Origin of the sequence: Frankia sp. EI5c, assembly GCF_001636565.1 — a bacterium.
GTDB lineage: Bacteria > Actinomycetota > Actinomycetes > Frankiales > Frankiaceae > Parafrankia.
Window position 1 is genome coordinate 78,722 of record NZ_LRTK01000008.1, and the last position, 16,779, is coordinate 95,500.

Sequence of the window (16,779 nt, forward strand, 5' to 3'; positions counted from 1 at the left end):
TGACCGCTGTTGCCACGCGTCCGTATCCGCGCCGGTCTCCGGTGGGTGTACCGCGCCCTGCGCGAACTCGTCGCCGGCCTGGCGAACGATGTGGCGGTCGACCTGCGCGCGCTGAGCGACCGGTCAGGCTGGAGCCTTCCGCTCCGGGTCGCCGAGGCGATGTTCACCGCCGCGGTCAGGCTTACCGAGGATGACAACTTCATCCTGCTGTATGTGCGCAATCTCGGCCTGGCGATGCAGGCGCGGGCCGTCCGCACGGAATCGGCGGACCTGCTCGACCGGGCGATTCGGACGATCGAGGTCGTCGTCGAGTTCTCCGCGGGGCACGCGGACCAGGCCGGCTTGCTGGGGGTGCTCGCCGAACTCAGGGCGATGCGCTTCGACCTGCTCGGCGGGATCGCCGATCTGGAATCGATGGTCAGGTTGGCCGCGGAGGGTGCCGCACTGTGCCCTCCAGACGATCCCGAACTCGCCGAGCACCTCACGACGCTCTCCGCCGCGCATCACCTCCGCTATCAGGTTCTCGGCGAGGAGGCCGATCTCGACGCCGCCGAACGGGCCGCCCGCCGAGCGCTCGCCGTTGCTCCCGCGGAAGGTCCCGGCCGCGCCCGGTTCTGGTCGAACCTGTCGAACGCCCTGCTGGTCCGCTATGAGCGCCGGGGCGACCTGGCCAGCCTCGACGAGGCGGTCGAAGCCGCCCGCACGGCGGTGGCGGCAGCCGGACAGGACGACCCCGACCTGGTCGGGCACCTCACCGGCCTCGCCAACACGCTCGACGCGAGATTCGGGCATGGCGGGAGCGCCGAGGACCTGACGGAGGCGTTCGCCATCGCCCGCCGCGCGGGTGCCAGTGCTCGTGAACAGTCCGACCGGGCGCTGGCTGCGACCTGCCTGGGCAATCTGTCGCTGAGCGTCGTCGAGGCCGGCAGCGACCGCTCGGCGGTCGACGAGGCAGTCGACCAGGCGGTCCACGGGTTTCGGGCCGCTCTCGACTCGACACCGGCGTCCAGCCACCACCACGCGGCGGCCATGTCGAACCTCGGTCTGGCGTTGTCGGTCAGACACGAGCACCTGGGGGACGAGGCCGACCTGCGCGGGGCGCTCGCCCTCACCAGGGAGGCGGTCGCTCGTGCCGGTTCCGCGGCCGCGGCGGCCCCCGTCGTCGTCGGGAACCTGATCCAGCTGCTCATCACGGAGCATGAGAGCAACGGGTCGCCCGCATCCCTCGACGAGGCCGTCGCCCTGCTGCGAGAGGCGACCGCCGACCCGTCGACCGCCGGGCGGATCGAACACGCCCGGGCCCTGGCTGACGCGCTCCGCCTCCGCCATGACGCGACGGGACGCGTCGCGGATCTGGACGAAGCCGAGACGACGATGCGCGGTGCGGTCCGCGCGGTCGAGGAAGAAGGGGGCGCGGGTGGCGCGGTCGTCCACGCGGCCTGCCTGACCAGCCTGTCCAGCATTCTGCTCCGGAAATACGAGAACGCCGGCAGCCTGACCTGCCTGGACGAGGCTGATGATCTGATCCAGCGCGCGATCGGGCTGCTGCCCGAGTCGCATCCGAGTCAGGCCGACGTGTTGGCCAACCTCTGTGACGCGCTGCGGATCCGCTACCACGCCACCGGGGACCGGCTGGCCCTGGACGCGGCCGTCGACGCCGGCCGGCGGGGGTTCGCGGTCGCCGCGGGCAGGCCGGCCGCGCGGATCCACGAGACGTTGAACCTGTCGCTGGCGCTGCACGAAAGCTACGAACGGACTGGCGACCGGGCGCTGCTGGACGAGGCCATCCGGTACGCGCGGGAACCCGTGACGGACGTTCCCCGCCACCATCCGCTGCGGCCGCTGTGCCTGGCCAACCTGGCCAACGCACTCCACGCCTCGTACGAGGACCACGGGGCCGTGGACGATCTCGACGAGGCGATCGGCCTGATGCGGGCGGCGACCGGGGCCATGTCGCCCGGGCATCGCAATCGCCCGGCGGCGCTGGCGAATCTGGGGATCGCGCTGCTCAGCCGGTATGAGCAGGCCGGGCAGGGTGCCGGACGCGGCGACGGGCCGCTTTCCGAGGCGGTCACGCTCCTTGAGACCGCGATCTCCGAGACGTCTCCCGACTGGCCGGAGATGGCGGACTACCAGTTCAACCTGGGCGCCGTACGCGAAGCACAGCACCGCGGCGACGACGATGGCAGCGGCGACGGCGAGGAACGGCGGGCACGGGCAGGGGCGCGGGCGCGGGCTGCGTACGAGGCAGCGGGGTCCCATCCCGGCGCACCGCCCACGCTTCGGGTCACCTCCTACACGGCGGCGGCGCGGCTGGCCGCGGAGGCCGCGGACTGGGATCGGGCTGCCTCCGCCGCCGCCCTGGCGGTGGGCCTGCTCCCCAGAGTGGCGCCAGGCCGGATCGCCCGGCGCGACCGCGAACAACAGCTCGCCCGCTTCGCCGGCATCACCTCCGATGCCGCCGCCTACGCGCTGATGCGCGGCGATCCCGAGGGCGCGCTCCGCCTGTTGGAGCAGGGCAGAGGGGTGCTGTCCGCCGGTGTGCTGAACGTGCGGGGCAAGCTCGCCCGGTTGGCCGAGCGCGATCCCGACCTGGCGCGGGAGTTCCTCCGGCTTCGTGACGAGCTCGACGGCCCGGCCACCACCACCGGCGGCGGAATGACCCGACGCCTCGTCCAGGCACCGGGTGCCGTCGGCGCGGCCGGTGCCACCAGTGAGCGCGGTGTCCCCGGCGCCGCCGGCGGCTGGCAGGGCGGCCTCCAACGCCGCGCGGCGGAACGCCTGGACGCGGTGCTCGCCCGCATCAGAGCGCTGGGCGGCGAGTTCGCGGACTTTCTTGAGCCGCCGCGGGCGGCGGAGCTGCTACCCGCATCCGCGGAGGGACCCGTCGTCCTGCTCAACGTCAGCACCTGCCGGTCGGATGCGCTCATCCTTGTCGGCGGGGAGCTCCTCGTCCTGCGGCTTCCCAGGCTCACCCTCGACCGGGCCCGCTCGTGCGCGGAGGTGCTGGGAGCCGACAACGCGCACCAGGACCGCCCGCCGGCGTCCGAGCAGGAGAAGCTCCGCGCGCTCGAATGGCTGTGGGACGCGGTGGCGGCACCCGTTCTCGACCTCCTCGACACCCACGGCACGTTCCCCGGTCCCGACGGCACCGGATCTGATGGCCGAGAACCAGCGGAACGAAGAGGACGGTTGTGGTGGTCGCCGGCGGGCCCGCTGGCGTTTCTTCCGCTCCACGCCGCCGGGTACCACGTCCACGCCGGCGGGTACGACGAGCGGAGCGGGCCACTCCCGCCCGACCGGCGTGGTGCTGTCGCCGGGGGCGCGCAACAGCCCGCGCGAGCGGTCGTCGACCGGGTGGTCTCCTCCTACACCCCCACCGTCCGCGCCCTGTTGGAAGCGCGCCGGCAGCGGGTGGAGCGTCCCGCGGCCCCGCCGCGCGCTCTGGTCGTCGCGATGCCGACGACCCCGGGGCTGTCGGACCTCCCACGTGTCCGCGAGGAGGCGGAGGCCGTCACCGCGGCGACCGGGGCTGAACAGCTGATCGGAGCGGGCGCGACGGGTGCGGCGGTGCTCGACCGGCTCGCATCCGCCAGTCTGGCGCATTTCGCGTGTCACGGGACCGCGGACGGCACGAGCCCGTCGGACAGCCTGCTGTGGGTGTACGACCACGAGACCGAACCGCTCACCGTCGAGCGGATTTCGCGGGTACGGCCGACCGACGCCGTTCTGGCGGTACTTTCCGCGTGCACGACGGCGACCTCCGCGGGACCACTGGCCGACGAGGCGATCCACATCGCCTCCGCGTTCCTGCTGGCCGGCTACCCACAGGTCGTCGGCACCCTGTGGGAGGTCCCAGACCGTTCATCACTGGTCATCATGCGCGACTTCTACGCGCGGCTACCGACCTCCCTCGACGCGGCCGGCGCGCTGCACGAGGCGATGAAGCGTCGACGTTCCCGGCGCCGCGGGCATCCCACCCTGTGGGCCGCATACGTTCACGTCGGAGCCTGAGTCCCGCGTCCCGGCCCGCCCGCCCGGGTCGTTGCCCGAAGCACCGCAGCGCGGGCGGGTGCCGGTCAGGCCAGCGAGGTCGAAAGAGGGCGCGACGAGAGGATTTGCGGGCCTCAGGGTGGCTATGCCTCCCGGCATGGTGGCGATCTGGCGAGGGCGTCGGCGGGATGCGGAGCCGATACCGGGCACCGGCCCGGACGAGGCGGTCCGGGAGGCGGAGCCCGACCGGCTCACCGAGCTGCGAACCCGTTCCTGGCTGGCCGTGCTGCGCCGCACCGTCCGGGAGTTCAAGAACGACGAGCTGCCGGACCGGGCGGCCGCGCTCACCTACTACGGCGTGCTGGCGATCTTCCCCGCGCTGCTGGTCCTGGTCTCGCTGCTCGGCGTCGTCGGCCGGTCCGCGACTGACAGCATCCTGACCAACCTGGAGCAGCTCACCCCCGGCTCCGCCCAGGACATCCTGCGCGACGCGGTGAACGGCATCCGCGACAGCGCCGGCACCGGCGGGATCCTGGCCGTCGCCGGCCTGGCCGGCGCGCTGTGGTCCGCCTCCGGCTACGTCGCGGCGTTCATCCGCGCCGCGAACGCCGTCTACGACATGCCCGAAGGACGGCCGGCGTGGAAGATCGTGCCGCTGCGCCTCGCCGTGACCGTCATGCTCATGGTGCTGCTCGCGGCCAGCGCGGTCATCGTGGTGTTCTCCGGCGGCCTCGCGGAACAGACCGGCAGGGCCCTCGGGCTCGGCTCGGCGGCGTTGACCGCCTGGTCCTACGCGAAGTGGCCGGTGCTGGTCCTGCTCGTCATCATGATCATCGCGATGTTGTACTGGTCCGCACCCAACGTCCGGGTACGCGGCTTCCGCTGGCTCACCCCGGGCAGTGCGCTCGCCGTGGTCATCTGGCTGGCGGCCTCGGCCGGGTTCGCCCTGTATGTCGCGAACTTCGGGTCGTACAACCGGACCTACGGGACGCTGGCCGGCGTCATCGTCTTCCTGATCTGGCTGTGGCTGTCGAACCTGGCGATCCTGCTCGGCCTGGAGTTCGACGCCGAGCTCGCCCGGGAACGAGCGGTCACCGGCGGCCTGCCCGCCGAGGAGGAGCCGTACGCGGAACCCCGTGACACCCGCGGCTGGCCCCATCGCCCGCGCCGCCCCGGCCGGCGCCGCGCCCGCACCGGCACCAGCGCCCGCGGGGACCGGCGGAACGCCTGAACGCGGCAGGTCCGCCGCACCACCCGCCAGGTCGCGGACGGCCACCACCCGCGCAACCAGGCCATCGTCACCCCAACCGCGCCCGGCCATCGTGAAGATCGCGCCAAAACTGCCTAGAGTGCCAATATTCGGGCCAGTCGGGCGCGACACCGGCGTGACCGGGAAGGTGGCTGGGCGACCATGGGCAGGTTCCGCCGTCTCCTCCACCCGGGCCCCGGCGCGCGGGTGGGCAGGCAGGCCCGTCTCGCGGCGGCGCTGGCCGCGATGATCGTGCTGGCCGGTGGGGTCGGCCTGGTCGTCGTCCTCGCCGGCTCGAGCCAGTCCACTCCGACGACCAGGGTGTTGATCCTCGGTGACTCGGTCGCCCTGCAGACCGCCGGCGACTACACGTGGCGCTACCGGCTCGCCCAGCACCTGAACCTCACCGCGGAGAAGCCCGTCGACTTCGTCGGCGACCGCATCGACGTCTGGGACAACACGGCGAACAAACCCGGCTCGAACGACTACGTCGACGCCTGGTTCGACCGGGACCACCACGCGGTCTGGGGGGATTCCACCCGCGTCGAGCGGGACGCGGTCCAGGACCTGCTGCAGGCCACCCCGGCGGATGTGCTGATCGTCGCGCTGGGGGCGAACGACCTCACCTACTGGTCGACGCCGGAGATGGCCGCCGACGACATGCTGGCGCTCATCAAGAACGCCCGGCGGGTCAACCCCGACATCGACGTCGTGGTCGCCGAGGTCCTCGACCGCTCCGACTACGTCGGTGGACGGCATCTGGCGCCGCAGGCGACCGCCTACAACACGCTGCTCGACGAGCGGGTGGGCAACTGGCAGACGGCGGACTCGCGGGTGGTCGTCGCCCGCGACTACGCCGACTGGAACCCCTACCTCCACACCTGGGACGGCTCGCACCCGAACCCGACCGGCGAGTTCGTGATCACCCGGGCTGTGGCGAACGCCCTGGCCCAGCTCGGGATCGGCGCGGACTACGGGCCGCTGTACGGCGAGGTGCCGTGGCCGGCCACCGGCCAGCCGGTCACCGCCACCGGGCTGCCGGGACACGACGAGCTGAGCTGGGAGGCGACCCNCGGCGCCAGCGAGTACCTCGTCGAGCGGCGGGTGCAGTCCAGCGGCGAGCAGACGTTCGAGCGCCTGCCCGGCAAGCTGACCGCGAGGCCCGGAACGAACACGTGGACGACGGACCCGCTGCCCGCGGGGACGATCACCGAGTACCGAGTCGTCCCGGTCAAGGGCAACATGACCGGGAAGCCCGGCCCGCCCGGCCGCGCGACGACACGTTAGCCACCGGACCGGCCCAGGCCCCCCGCCCGTCGGGCGGGAAGTCCAGGTCTCGGGCGCACCGAGCCCGTCTACCAGCTGCTCGGGCGTCGCCGGGTCCCGGACGCGGGGGATATTCCGCCGGAGTCGGGTATGGGCCTGATCATGGCCTGGCTCGACGAGACGCAATGTGGCGGCGCCGGTGGGATCGCCAGCGGCGGCGACGGCGGGAATGACAGTGGGAATGACAGTGCGAATGACAGTGGGCACGGCGGCGGGAATGGCGGCGGACACGGCGGCGAAGGCGATCGCGACAGTCGGAACGGCGGCCGAGGAGGCTGCGGGGACGGCCTCGACCGCGTGCGGAGCGAATCGCCGGAGGAGCGGCGTAACCGCAACTGGGCGGAGATCCTCCAGGAGCTGCGCGTCGCGCAGACCGGCATACAGCTGCTCACCGCGTTCCTGCTCGCGCTCCCGTTCCAGAACCGGTTCGGGATCCTGACCGCATCGCAGGAATGGCTCTACCTGGCGGTGGTGAGCCTTTCCATCGTCGCCACCGGCCTGTTGGTGACCCCGGTGAGCCTGCACCGCGCGATGTTCCGGCGGCGGGAGAAGGAAACCCTGGTGCTCGTCGCGAACCGGCTCGCGCAGGTCGGCCTGGCGGTGTTCGCCGTCGCGGTCGCCGGCGTCGCGGTCCTGATCTTCGACGTGACCAAGGGACCCACCGTGGGTGTTGTCGCCGGGGTCAGCACGCTGCTGCTGCTCGGAACGCTGTGGGCCGCCGTGCCCGCCGCGATCCGATCCACGCAGACATCCGCTGACTGACGAGCCGGTCAGTCCGGAGTTCAGGAGGACACCTTTCCTTTCCTGCTTCACGTCCTTTCCTGCTTCACGGGTTTGCCGGCGACGTCCCGGGCTGCCGTGGTGATCTCCCTTCTCCGCCCGGCGGGCGGAGGACGAGGAGCGCGACGACGAGGGCCGCGGCGACCAGGGCCGCGCTCACCGCGTAGGCGAGGTGAAATCCGCCGGTGAGGGCGGCGGTGGCGCTCCGGCCGTGGCCGAGCAGCGACTCGGTGCGGGCGGCCGCGAGGGTGGTCAGGATCGCGGCACCGAGCGCGGCGCCGATCTGCTGGGTGGTGTTCGCCGTCCCGGAGGCGATACCGGCCTCCGCCGGGTCGGCGACGGCCATCGCCTGGCCGATCAGCGCGGGCATGACCGCACCGAAACCGAGGCCCATCAGCACGAACGCCGGCGCGACGTCGCGGGCATAGCTGCCGTCGGCGGGGACCCGGGCCAGCAGCAGCAGCGCCACGGCGACCAGCGCCAACCCGGCGACGATCACCGGCCGGGCACCGAACCGGCCACTGAGCCGGGCCGCCACGCCCAGCGAGACGACGGCGATGGTCAGCGGCGCCGGCAGGAACGCCAGGCCGGTGCGCAGTGCGTCATAGCCGAACACGTCCTGTAGGTAGAGCGCGCTGCAGAGCTGGTAGCCGAACAGCCCGGCCACCATCAGCAGCAGGATGACGTTCGCGCCGCCGACCGTGCGGGAGCGCAGGACGCGCAGCGGCAGCAGCGGTCTGGCGGCGGTGGCCTGGCGCCCCACGAAGGCGGTGAGCAGCAGCAGCGAGGCGGCCAGTGGCCACAGCGTCCCGCCGGCACCCCAGCCTTCCGCCCCGCCGCGGACGATGGCGTAGACGCCGAGCATCAGCCCGGCGGTGACCAGCCCGGCACCGAGCGCATCCGCGCCCTCGCGCAGCCCGAGGCCGGCGATCGGCGGCAGCACCCGCAGCGCGAGCACCATCGCGGCGGCGCCCAGCGGCACGTTGACGTAGAAGACCCATGGCCAGCTGAGGCTTCTGGTCAGCACGCCACCGAGGATGAGCCCGATCGACGAACCCGCCGCGGCCACGAAGGCGTAGCAGGCCAGCGCCCGGGCCCGCTCCCGGCCGTCGGGGAAGATCGTGACGATCAGGCCGAGGGCCACCGCGGACGCCAGCGCACCCCCGGCGCCCTGCACGAAGCGGAACGCGACCAGCAGGCCACCGGTCCGGGCCAGACCGCAGGCCAGCGACGCCACGGTGAACAGGCCGAGCCCCGCGATGAAGACGGACCGGGCACCGAGCAGGTCACCCAGCCGCCCGGCGAGCAGCAGCAACCCGGCGAAGGCGATCAGGTATCCGTTCATCACCNAGGCCAGGTCCGCCGGGGAGAAACCGAGGTCCTGCCGGATGGCGGGCAGCGCCACCGTGACGATCGAGCCGTCCAGAATGACCATCAGGTTGCTCGCGCAGAGCACCGCGAGGGCAGACCAGCGGGACCGGAACACCGGAGGTGGTTCCGGAGCCGGCACCGCGGCCGGGGTTGGGGCCGGGGTTGGGGCCGGGGCCGGGGCCGGGGCCGCAGCAGGGAAGGTCGAGTCGTCCACCAGTCATCCTTGGCGTCGGGGTGGGGGCCGGGGCGCGCCACGGCGGCGCGCCGGTGACTGCGCCTGCCGGGCCTCGCGGGTGTCGGCGGCCCGTGTGGGGCACTTCTTGTTACCGACGCCATCTTGTGTGACTGTGGGAGCCGGCGGAAGGAGGCACTTTCATGTTCCAGGGGAACATCGATGTGATCGACCCTCCCGACCACGATGCCGAGGCATGCACCGTCCTGGAGGTGCTGAACCGGATCAGCGGCAAGTGGGCCGTCGGTATCCTGCTGCGCATCAGTGACGGGCCCGTCCGGTTCACCGAGCTGCAGCGCTCTATCAACGGCATCAGCCGGCGGATGCTCACCCTGACTCTGCGCAACCTGGAGCGCGACGGGCTGCTGGTCCGGGTCGTCTACCCCACGGTGCCACCGAAGGTCGAGTACCAGGCCACCGAGCTGGCCCGGGAGCTGTACGCGACGCTGCGGACCCTCACGTCCTGGGCCGAGCGGCACCGCGACGACATCGCGGCCGCCCGGCTGGCCTACGACCGCAGTCATGGTTCCCAGCCCGCTGCCGAACCCTCGGGCAAATAGCCGGAGCCGCCGCCGCTCCCGAGCCGCCGCCGCTCCCGGGAGGCGCACCATCCCGGAAGCGGCGGAACTCGTCAGGTCGTCAGCTCGTCACGACCCGGTGGTCGCCGGCGCGGATTCCCGGCCGTTGATGACGGGCAGTGTCAGCACCGAGCCCTCGGCGCCGGTCGCGACGGTGACCTCGACCGGCGTCGGGTTCGGGGTCAGGGCGTCCGCCGCCCCGCCGGAAAGGCGCACCGCCACCCGGTGGCCGGCCGCGAACTGATGGTGGGCCGCCCGGATCGCGACGTCGAGAGTGACCCGCTCCCCCGCCGTCAGCGGCGTCGGGTCGGTGTGCGAGGCCCGGTGGCTGGCGCGCAGGAACCCGTCGTTGACCACCTTCGAGGTGCCGTCCGGGGCGATGTCCAGCAGCTCGGCGTAGAGGTTGGCGTCGGTACCGGTGACCGTCGCCCGCAACGACAGCGCCGAATGGCCGAGGATCGAGAGCGGCTCGGCCAGCGGCGACGTCTGGAAGGTGACCGATCCGTCGGCACTGGCCGGGTCGGCCGGCTGGTTGAAGGACACCGACCCCGCCGCGCCGGCTGTGTCGTCCAGCGTCCCGCCCTGGCCGAGCGGGTAGGCGCGTGCCCGGCTCCCGGTCGCCGCACTGTAGTTCGCGACCTGCTGCCAGCCGGCGCCGGTGCCCTCGGGCCCCTCGAAGCTGACGAAGGTCGGCTTCGCCGGAACCGGCACATCCGGCAGCTGCTTGACCCAGTGGTCGAACCAGGCGAGCAGCAGCCCCGGTGACAGGCCCTCGGGGTTGCACAGCCCGGGGCAGTCCGGGAAGGCGATCGGGGAAAGATGGGGCCAGGGACCGTAGACGGCCCAGGTGCGTTGCAGGGCGCCTTCCACGTTGTCGAGCATGCCGGAGCGGAAGTACTGGTCGTCCCNGCCACCGAGGCCGAGGACCGGCACCTTGATCGCGTCGTAGCGGCCCGCGAACGAGCGTTCCCGCCAGTAGTCGTCGAAGGTCGGGTGTTCGCGGTTGACGGCGTACTCGGCCGCGGCGTCGACCGTGCCCTGGCTGATGATCTCCGCGGTTCCGGGCCAGTTGTCGATCTTCCCGGCTTCGGTGGTCTTCACACCGCCCGGGTAGATGACGTCGTCGTACAGGCTCCCGGGGGCCTGCAGGGGGGCGACGGCCAGCAGGTGCGGTGCCTGTTCGACGGCCGCGCCGTAGGTGGTCTGGCCGCCGTAGCTCTCACCGAACATGCCGATGCGGCCGTCGGAGAACGGCTGGGTCGCCAGCCATTCCACGAGGTCACGGGCGTCCCGGCCGTCCTGGGCCGACATGGCGTGCTGCCACGTCCCGCCCGACGCCCCGGTGCCGCGCACGTTGCAGACCAAGCCGTTGTAGCCGCGGGTGGCGAAGTAGGCGGCCTCGTTCTCGTAGGTCGAGCGGAGAATGGCGTAGGGCGTGAACTCCAGGACGAGCCCGGGGAACTTCCCGGTCAGCGGGGCACCGTTCTCGGCCGGGCGCACCAGCGAGCAGTCGAGCTCGGTGCCGTCCTGCACGGGAACCTTCACCGAGGTCCGGATCGACTCGGACGTCGCGGGTCGGCTGTAGTCCCACCAGGCCGTGGTCTCGGCAGACAACGGCCCCGTCGTCGTCGGCGGTAAGGGGGGGCTGCTCGGTGGCACCGAGGGTTCGCCGCCGCCGTCCGAGGAGCATGCGGCCATGACCATCGTCACCGCGAGCAGGGCGCCGACCGCACCCGCGGACTTGGCTCGCCCTGAAGGACGTCCACGGCTTCTTCGAGAACGCGCGCCGGCGAGAGGTTTCGTCATGGGTGGGCTCCGTCTGCTCGGGGGTGGGGGTGGGCAGCCTGCGGGTGTGTCAGCTGGTGCGCGTGCCGCGGATGCGCGAAGAGGAAGGAGAGGATGCCGAGCAGGCGGTCGGCCAGTGCCTCCGGGTCGAGGGGGTCCTCGCCGTCGATCAGCCAGTTGTTGATGAGTCCGCCGGTGCCACTCGCGAGGAACGCCGTCAGGTCGTCCACCGACCTGCCGTCGACGTCGCCGAACAGCAGCCGGATGGCGGGCCGCTGGAACCCGCTGAACAGCTCGTCGAGCGCCCGGGTCATCGCGAACGCGCACGAGCCGGTCAGCATCGCGCGGTAGAAGGAGCGGTGCCGGGCGAAGTGCCGGGCGGTCACCAGGATCGGCTGCCGCCGGTCAGCGATGTCCACCTGGTCAGCGACGCCGAGCTGGTCGCCGACGTTGGCCGCCAGCTCCGGGAGGAGCTCCCGCCGGACCAGGTCGACGGCCGCCTCGACGAACAGCGACTCCCTGTCACCGAACTGCAGGTAGACGAGCTGCCGGCTGACGTTCGCCGTGTCGGCGAGGTCCGTGACCGCGATCGCCGTGGTTCCGCGTTCGGACACCAGCCGCACGGCGGCGGCGAGCAGGGCGGCCCGCGACCGGGTCACCCGCCGGCCCTGGGCGCGGGGCGGCGGAGACGGGTTCAGCTGCACAGTGGGAATGTAGACACCTGTCAAAAAACTATCAAGTGTCAATAATCGTCGCGGCCACCGCCGCGCCCAGCTACGTCCTCACCGGCCGACCCGAGCGTGAAGTTCTCGGACGCCGCCGGCGTGGAGTACGAGGGCGTCATACCCGGCGAGTTCCCGCCGGGGACCCGGGTGCCGATCGCCTACCACTCCAACAAAACCCAGCGAGCCGCTGCCCGAGAAACTCCTCTCGAACGGCAGAATGACAGAGTTCGAGGATCGAGACGAAGAGCGAGATCGCGACGAAGAACCGAATCAACGACCGCCGATACTACGGCCGGTAGGTGAACCCTTCCCGGTTGGCAACCGCCGGGCTGGCGTGATAGCCGCCGCAGCGGCGCCTGGACGACGGGCTCCGACAGCAGTCAGGCGCCGGCGCGGTGCGCTGCCGCGATGCGCTGCGGCGATGTCCCGCCCGGATCGGCCCGACGCGCCAGGATCGTGGGCCCGGTTTACCAGCCGGCTCCGACCTCCGGGCCGGGCAAGGTGACAGAGGTGTCGGAAAGCTGACCGGCTGCCGCAGGACGGACCAGCCGGGACCGTGCTCACCGGTGCGGAACAGCCAGCCCAATTCCCGCGATCTCGGGAGGGAGTTCNCCCCCNCCCCCGCCACGGGCCTCGCACAGCGGCGGCGACAACTAAAGACCTCTTCGTGGTCCGCCACTTCCAGACGCTTGCACAACCCGTCCCCATGAAGCGGCAAGAGATCATCGAGAAAAGGCCACGGGGAGGTCTTTACCGCCGCGAACGGAACACCTCGACCCAGCACAAGAAGCAGCCACTAGCGTCAGATCACCAACCACGCCCCAGCCGGAAAACCTCGGCCCCGCACGCCCGACCCCCAGGCCGAAGGAGCGGCTCACCATCGCCGCGGACGGTCGGGTCCCCCTCCCCCAGCACGGCCGCATCGCGGCCGCCGGGATCCGTACCCGGCTCGTCGCCGGCAGCCCCGCTCGCGCGAGGCTGCCGGCGACCCGGTTCGCGAGCGCTGGCCGCGCGCTCGTGCCCGCGGGCCAGCAGCCGGATGCGGTGAAGCTAAATGCGGTAGAGCTAGATGCGGTAGAGCTAGATGCGGTAGAGCTTGACTGCGTTCTCGCCCATCACCTTGCGCTGCGTCTCGGGGCGCAGGGTTGAGATCTTCTCGGTGACCTGCTCGATCGGGTCCGGGTGCAGGCAGGTGGGGTGCGGGAAGTCCGTCTCGAACATGACCCTGTCCTCGCCGACCTGGTCGATGAGGTGCTGGAGGTCGCCGCGCCCGGTCTCGAACCAGAACGTCGCGTACCAGTTGTCGCGGAAGTACTCCGACGGCAGTTTCTGCAGCTTGTCGGCGTGCTTGGGCGCGTTCTCCGCGAGCTCGTAGTCCATCGCCTCCAGCATGAACGGCACCCAGCCGATCCCGCTTTCGACGGAGACCATCTGCAGGGTGGGGTGCCGGTCGAACATTCCGGAGTAGGCGCTGTTGAGCAGCAGGCGGGAGTTGTTCTGGAACAGCGACGCGCCGCCGATCGCCGGCTTCACGTAGTCGTCCTGGCTGGGCCAGTACGTCGTACCGAAGTAGGACAGCGAGGTCTGGCTGGCGCCGATGTGGAAATGCACCGGCAGGTTGAGGCCGGCGCAGACCTCCCAGAACGGGTCCCAGGCGGTGTGGCCGAGGTCGGGCGAGCCGGAGTCCTGCGGGTCGGCGGTCATGTTCACCCCGCGGTAGCCCAGCTCGGCGCACCGCTTCGCCTCCGCGACACAGGCGTCGATGTCCCACGCCGGCATGATCGGCATGGGCAGCAGCCGGTTCCCCGACTCCTCCTGCACCTCCGCCATCGCGTCGTTGTAGAGCTCCACGCACAGGCGCAGGACGATCGGGTCCTTCACCGAGTTGCGCAGGTTCTGGCCACCGATGCCGATCGCGTTCGGGTACAGGACCTGCGCCTGGATACCCAGCTCGTCCATCAGCCGGATGCGCTCCTTGGGGTCCCACGCGGCCGGGTGCACGTCCTTGATGCCCCATGAGCCGCCCTGGGAGTCCCGGAAGGCGTGCTTCTTGCCATCGTGGTCGACGGTGCCGCCCGAGCCGGCCTTGCCGAACGTCTTGCCCTCGATGACCCACATGTCGACGCCGTCGATCCGCTCGACGTGGGGAACCCGGTCCTCGTAGCCCTTCGGGGCTCGTTCAGTGAACAGATCATGGCGCTCTGTCATGTGCGCGTCAGCGTCGACTACCCGTAGACCGTCGGCAAGCTTGGCCATTTGGGGCCTCCTTAGCGTCTCCCGGGCAGCCGCCCGTCCTGATGCGAAGCTGAGTGTATGCTCACTCCGGTGCACTGGCAATTTTCAATTTTTTATCGTTGATTGACGCGGCTCGTGTACGCCAGCCACGATCGGGGCGTGGTGGTCGAGACCGCGCTGCGGCGAGAGAAGCGGACGAGGACGAGCGCGGCGGTCGTCGCCTACGTCCACCAGGAGATCTTCGAGGGACGTCTCCGCTGCGCCGACCGCATCGACGTCGAACGCATCGGGGCGGCCCTCGACGTGAGCCCCACCCCTGTCCGCGAGGCACTGCTGCTGCTTGAGCGGGAGGGCGTCGTCACGGCCCGGGTTCATCGCGCGACCTTCGTGGAGCACTTCGATGCCCGCACTCTGCGGGCGGACTTCCATGTCATGGGCCTGCTGGGCGGGGTCGCCGCCGCCCGGGTCGCGCACGAAGGCGAACCGCAGGTCGTCGCCCGGCTCCAGGAACTCCTGTCACAGCTGCGGGCGGCCGGCGGGGACACCGGCATGGACACCGGTGCGGGCGCGGCGGACCACGCCCGGCGCAACGACCTGACCAGCGAGATCGTCCGGGTCCAGCACCAGGCCGGTACGACGCCGCGCCTGCTCGCCGAGCTGCGCGGTTCGGGCGGCTTCCTGGAGTGGGCACTGCTGCGCAGCGACCGCCGGACCCACGAGGAGATCGTCGCCGCCCACGCGGCGGTCATCGACGCGATCGCCGCCGGGGAACCACGGCAGGCGTCCCGGGCCCGGCTCGCCGACGCCCGCGCCGCGGCCGAAGAGGTGATCGGCGAGCTGATCCGGCGGGGTGTGCTGCGCGCCGACGGCAGCAACGCCGCCGTGCCGGCCTGAGGACGATCACGTCCCAGCCGCCGGCCTCGGGCGCCGGTCGGGCGGCGGAACCTGGAAACACCGTCGATCGTGCCCGTCGTCGGTGAGCAGCCCTGCCTGCTGCCGCGGGTCGGTGTGCCGCCCCCGGCGCCCTCGGTGGGCCTGACAGCTGTGCCTATGTCAGGTTGTCCCGTCGATCGGTCAGCGTTCGTAACCTGCCGCTGCGGGAATGGGGCTGCCCAGACGGGGTAGCACATCTGGGCTATCCCAGGCCGAACCCAAGGACTTCGTCCGTACTGCGAGGTGTCCGCAACGTGATCTTTATCGTTCTGTTGTTTCCGCTCGCGCTCCTGGCGATGACGACGCTCATGGACGCGGTGGAGGACTGGCTGAGCCCGCGGCTGGCGCCGACGGGACGGCGGGGGCTCGCGGGGGCGGCGAGGGCGAGGCACGCCGCCACCGGTGCGGGGTGGACAACAGGCGAGGACGATCAGGACCGGTGGCGCCCGGGCCAGGGCACAGCTCCCCGGGACCTCAGCGTCCGGTGAAGGAGGGTGTCCTGCGGTCCAGGCTGGCCTGGATGCCCTCGTCACTGTCGGCTGTCGCCCACAGCCGGGTCTGCTCGGCGAGCTCCCGCTCCAGTGCCGAACGGACCCGGTCGGCGAGGCCCGCCCGCAGCGTCTGTCGGATCGACGCCACCGCGAGCGGGGCCGCCGCGGCGATCTCGTGCCCCCAGGCGATGGCGGCGGCCCGTTGCTCGCCCGGTTCCGCGAGCCGGTCGGCCAGGCCGAGCTGTACCGCCTCCGTACCCCGCACCGTCGCTCCGCGGTAGAGCAGGTCGGCCGCGACCTGCGGGCCGACGATCGCGGGCAGGGTCACGCTGAGCCCGAAGCCCTGGTGGGTACCCAGCCGCGAGAAGCTCGCCACGAACCGCGTGCTCGGGTCGGCGACCCGGAAGTCGGCAGCGCAGGCCAGACCCAGGCCGCCGCCGACCGCCGCGCCCTGCACAGCGGCTATCAGCGGTGTGCGTACGTCGAACAGCTGCGCGGCCCGCCGGTAGACCCGCCCGGCCGCGGCCGACTTGTCCGTACCGAAGTCACCGGCACCGCTGAAGTCGGCGCCCGCGCAGAAGTGCCTGCCCTGCGAGCACAGGACGATCGCGCGGCAGTCGGGATCGTCGTCGAACGCCGCCGCGGCGTCCACGATCCCGCCGATCAGGTCCTCGTCGAAGAAGTTCGCCGGTGGCCTGCGCATCTCGATGACCGCGACCTGGCCGTCCCGGGTCACCTCGACCGGCGCCGCGACCGCCGTCACCAGAGCTGCCGCCCCGGCCGCACCTGCCGCACCTGCCGCCCCCGCGGCCCCGGCGGCCCCGGCCGTCACGCCGTCACCGCCGCGGACTCGTAGCGCCGGCGGTACTCCGCGCGGGAGGTCTCACTGACGTCGACATCGGTGGCGCGCGCCCGCAGCGCCCCCACCGTCGCCTCCTCGCGGGGCACCGAGACGAACGGGTCGAAGTCGAAGAACCGGCAGGCGTTCCGCCAGCCGATGAGATGGCGTTCCTCGTCCGAGACGCCCGCGGCGTCGAGCTCGGCCTGCAGGAGCTCCGGCGAGCGTGGCCAGGTGGAGTCN

12 protein-coding genes and 3 pseudogenes are annotated in these 16,779 nt (G+C 71.9%); 7 read left to right on the plus strand and 8 right to left on the minus strand.

Annotated features, from left to right (window positions below; genetic code table 11):
- The first annotated feature begins 9 nt into the window (after positions 1 to 9).
- From UG55_RS06730 to UG55_RS06745, 4 genes are all read left to right on the plus strand, one after another.
- Complete coding sequence (locus tag UG55_RS06730) at positions 10 to 4,014, plus strand: CHAT domain-containing protein (protein ID WP_128422876.1); 4,005 nt, start codon at positions 10 to 12, stop codon at positions 4,012 to 4,014.
- A 136-nt stretch (positions 4,015 to 4,150) separates the two neighbouring features.
- A complete protein-coding gene (locus UG55_RS06735; protein ID WP_066064380.1) occupies positions 4,151 to 5,224 on the plus strand; it encodes a YihY/virulence factor BrkB family protein in 1,074 nt (357 codons plus the stop codon).
- A gap of 264 nt (positions 5,225 to 5,488) precedes the next feature.
- The coding region (locus tag UG55_RS06740) for a GDSL-type esterase/lipase family protein (protein WP_242423850.1) at positions 5,489 to 6,314 on the plus strand (826 nt) is incomplete at its 3' end.
- Positions 6,315 to 6,865: 551 nt separating this feature from the next.
- Positions 6,866 to 7,330 carry a DUF6328 family protein gene (locus UG55_RS06745; RefSeq protein ID WP_066064704.1) on the plus strand — a complete coding sequence of 155 codons (465 nt, stop codon included), beginning with the start codon at positions 6,866 to 6,868 and terminating at the stop codon, positions 7,328 to 7,330.
- A gap of 64 nt (positions 7,331 to 7,394) precedes the next feature.
- Here UG55_RS06745 and UG55_RS06750 read toward each other — a convergent pair.
- Both UG55_RS06750 and UG55_RS46770 read right to left on the minus strand, forming a co-directional pair.
- A partial coding sequence (locus UG55_RS06750; RefSeq protein ID WP_242423830.1) for an MFS transporter occupies positions 7,395 to 8,697 on the minus strand: 1,303 nt, incomplete at its 5' end.
- Between the two features lies 1 nt (position 8,698).
- Positions 8,699 to 8,858: pseudogene (locus UG55_RS46770) on the minus strand (MFS transporter); the annotation flags it as partial.
- A 236-nt stretch (positions 8,859 to 9,094) separates the two neighbouring features.
- Between UG55_RS46770 and UG55_RS06755 the strand changes: the two are divergent.
- Positions 9,095 to 9,511, plus strand: coding sequence for a helix-turn-helix domain-containing protein (locus UG55_RS06755; RefSeq protein WP_066064385.1), 417 nt, complete (start codon positions 9,095 to 9,097; stop codon positions 9,509 to 9,511).
- A gap of 87 nt (positions 9,512 to 9,598) precedes the next feature.
- Here UG55_RS06755 and UG55_RS33135 read toward each other — a convergent pair.
- The 4 genes and pseudogenes from UG55_RS33135 to UG55_RS06770 all read right to left on the minus strand — a co-directional run.
- A partial coding sequence (locus UG55_RS33135; RefSeq protein WP_304440389.1) for a CocE/NonD family hydrolase C-terminal non-catalytic domain-containing protein occupies positions 9,599 to 10,437 on the minus strand: 839 nt, incomplete at its 5' end.
- 1 nt (position 10,438) lies between these two features.
- A pseudogene (locus UG55_RS33140) lies at positions 10,439 to 11,335 on the minus strand (CocE/NonD family hydrolase); the annotation flags it as partial.
- On the minus strand, positions 11,332 to 12,018 hold the full coding sequence (locus tag UG55_RS06765) for a TetR/AcrR family transcriptional regulator (protein WP_066064388.1): 687 nt from the start codon (positions 12,016 to 12,018) through the stop codon (positions 11,332 to 11,334). The gene UG55_RS06765 and the pseudogene UG55_RS33140, both read right to left, overlap by 4 nt.
- A 1,101-nt stretch (positions 12,019 to 13,119) precedes the next feature.
- A complete protein-coding gene (locus UG55_RS06770; RefSeq protein WP_066064390.1) occupies positions 13,120 to 14,295 on the minus strand; it encodes an amidohydrolase family protein in 1,176 nt (391 codons plus the stop codon).
- Between the two features lie 138 nt (positions 14,296 to 14,433).
- Here UG55_RS06770 and UG55_RS06775 point away from each other — a divergent pair, with 138 nt between their 5' ends.
- Positions 14,434 to 15,168: a GntR family transcriptional regulator gene (locus tag UG55_RS06775; RefSeq protein WP_066064713.1), complete on the plus strand. Its 735-nt coding sequence runs from the start codon at positions 14,434 to 14,436 to the stop codon at positions 15,166 to 15,168.
- A gap of 293 nt (positions 15,169 to 15,461) precedes the next feature.
- Positions 15,462 to 15,695, plus strand: coding sequence for a hypothetical protein (locus tag UG55_RS06780; RefSeq protein ID WP_066064393.1), 234 nt, complete (start codon positions 15,462 to 15,464; stop codon positions 15,693 to 15,695).
- On the opposite strand, the gene UG55_RS06785 is transcribed toward UG55_RS06780, so the two are convergent.
- Together UG55_RS06785 and UG55_RS33145 are read right to left on the minus strand one after the other, a co-directional pair.
- On the minus strand, positions 15,682 to 16,401 hold the full coding sequence (locus tag UG55_RS06785) for an enoyl-CoA hydratase/isomerase family protein (protein ID WP_066064716.1): 720 nt from the start codon (positions 16,399 to 16,401) through the stop codon (positions 15,682 to 15,684). The two genes, UG55_RS06780 and UG55_RS06785, sit on opposite strands and share 14 nt — an antisense overlap.
- A gap of 125 nt (positions 16,402 to 16,526) precedes the next feature.
- Positions 16,527 to 16,778 (minus strand): annotated as a pseudogene (locus UG55_RS33145) (amidohydrolase); the annotation flags it as partial.
- Position 16,779: the final 1 nt, after the last annotated feature.

What these genes read in the sequence shown, in the direction of transcription:
- UG55_RS06735 (WP_066064380.1), top strand. Translation starts at nt 4,151, where the DNA reads ATGGTGGCGATCTGGCGAGGGCGTCGGCGGGATGCGGAGCCGATACCG.
- UG55_RS06755 (WP_066064385.1), top strand. Translation starts at nt 9,095, where the DNA reads ATGTTCCAGGGGAACATCGATGTGATCGACCCTCCCGACCACGATGCC.
- UG55_RS06770 (WP_066064390.1), bottom strand. Translation starts at nt 14,295, where the DNA reads ATGGCCAAGCTTGCCGACGGTCTACGGGTAGTCGACGCTGACGCGCAC.
- UG55_RS06785 (WP_066064716.1), bottom strand. Translation starts at nt 16,401, where the DNA reads ATGCGCAGGCCACCGGCGAACTTCTTCGACGAGGACCTGATCGGCGGG.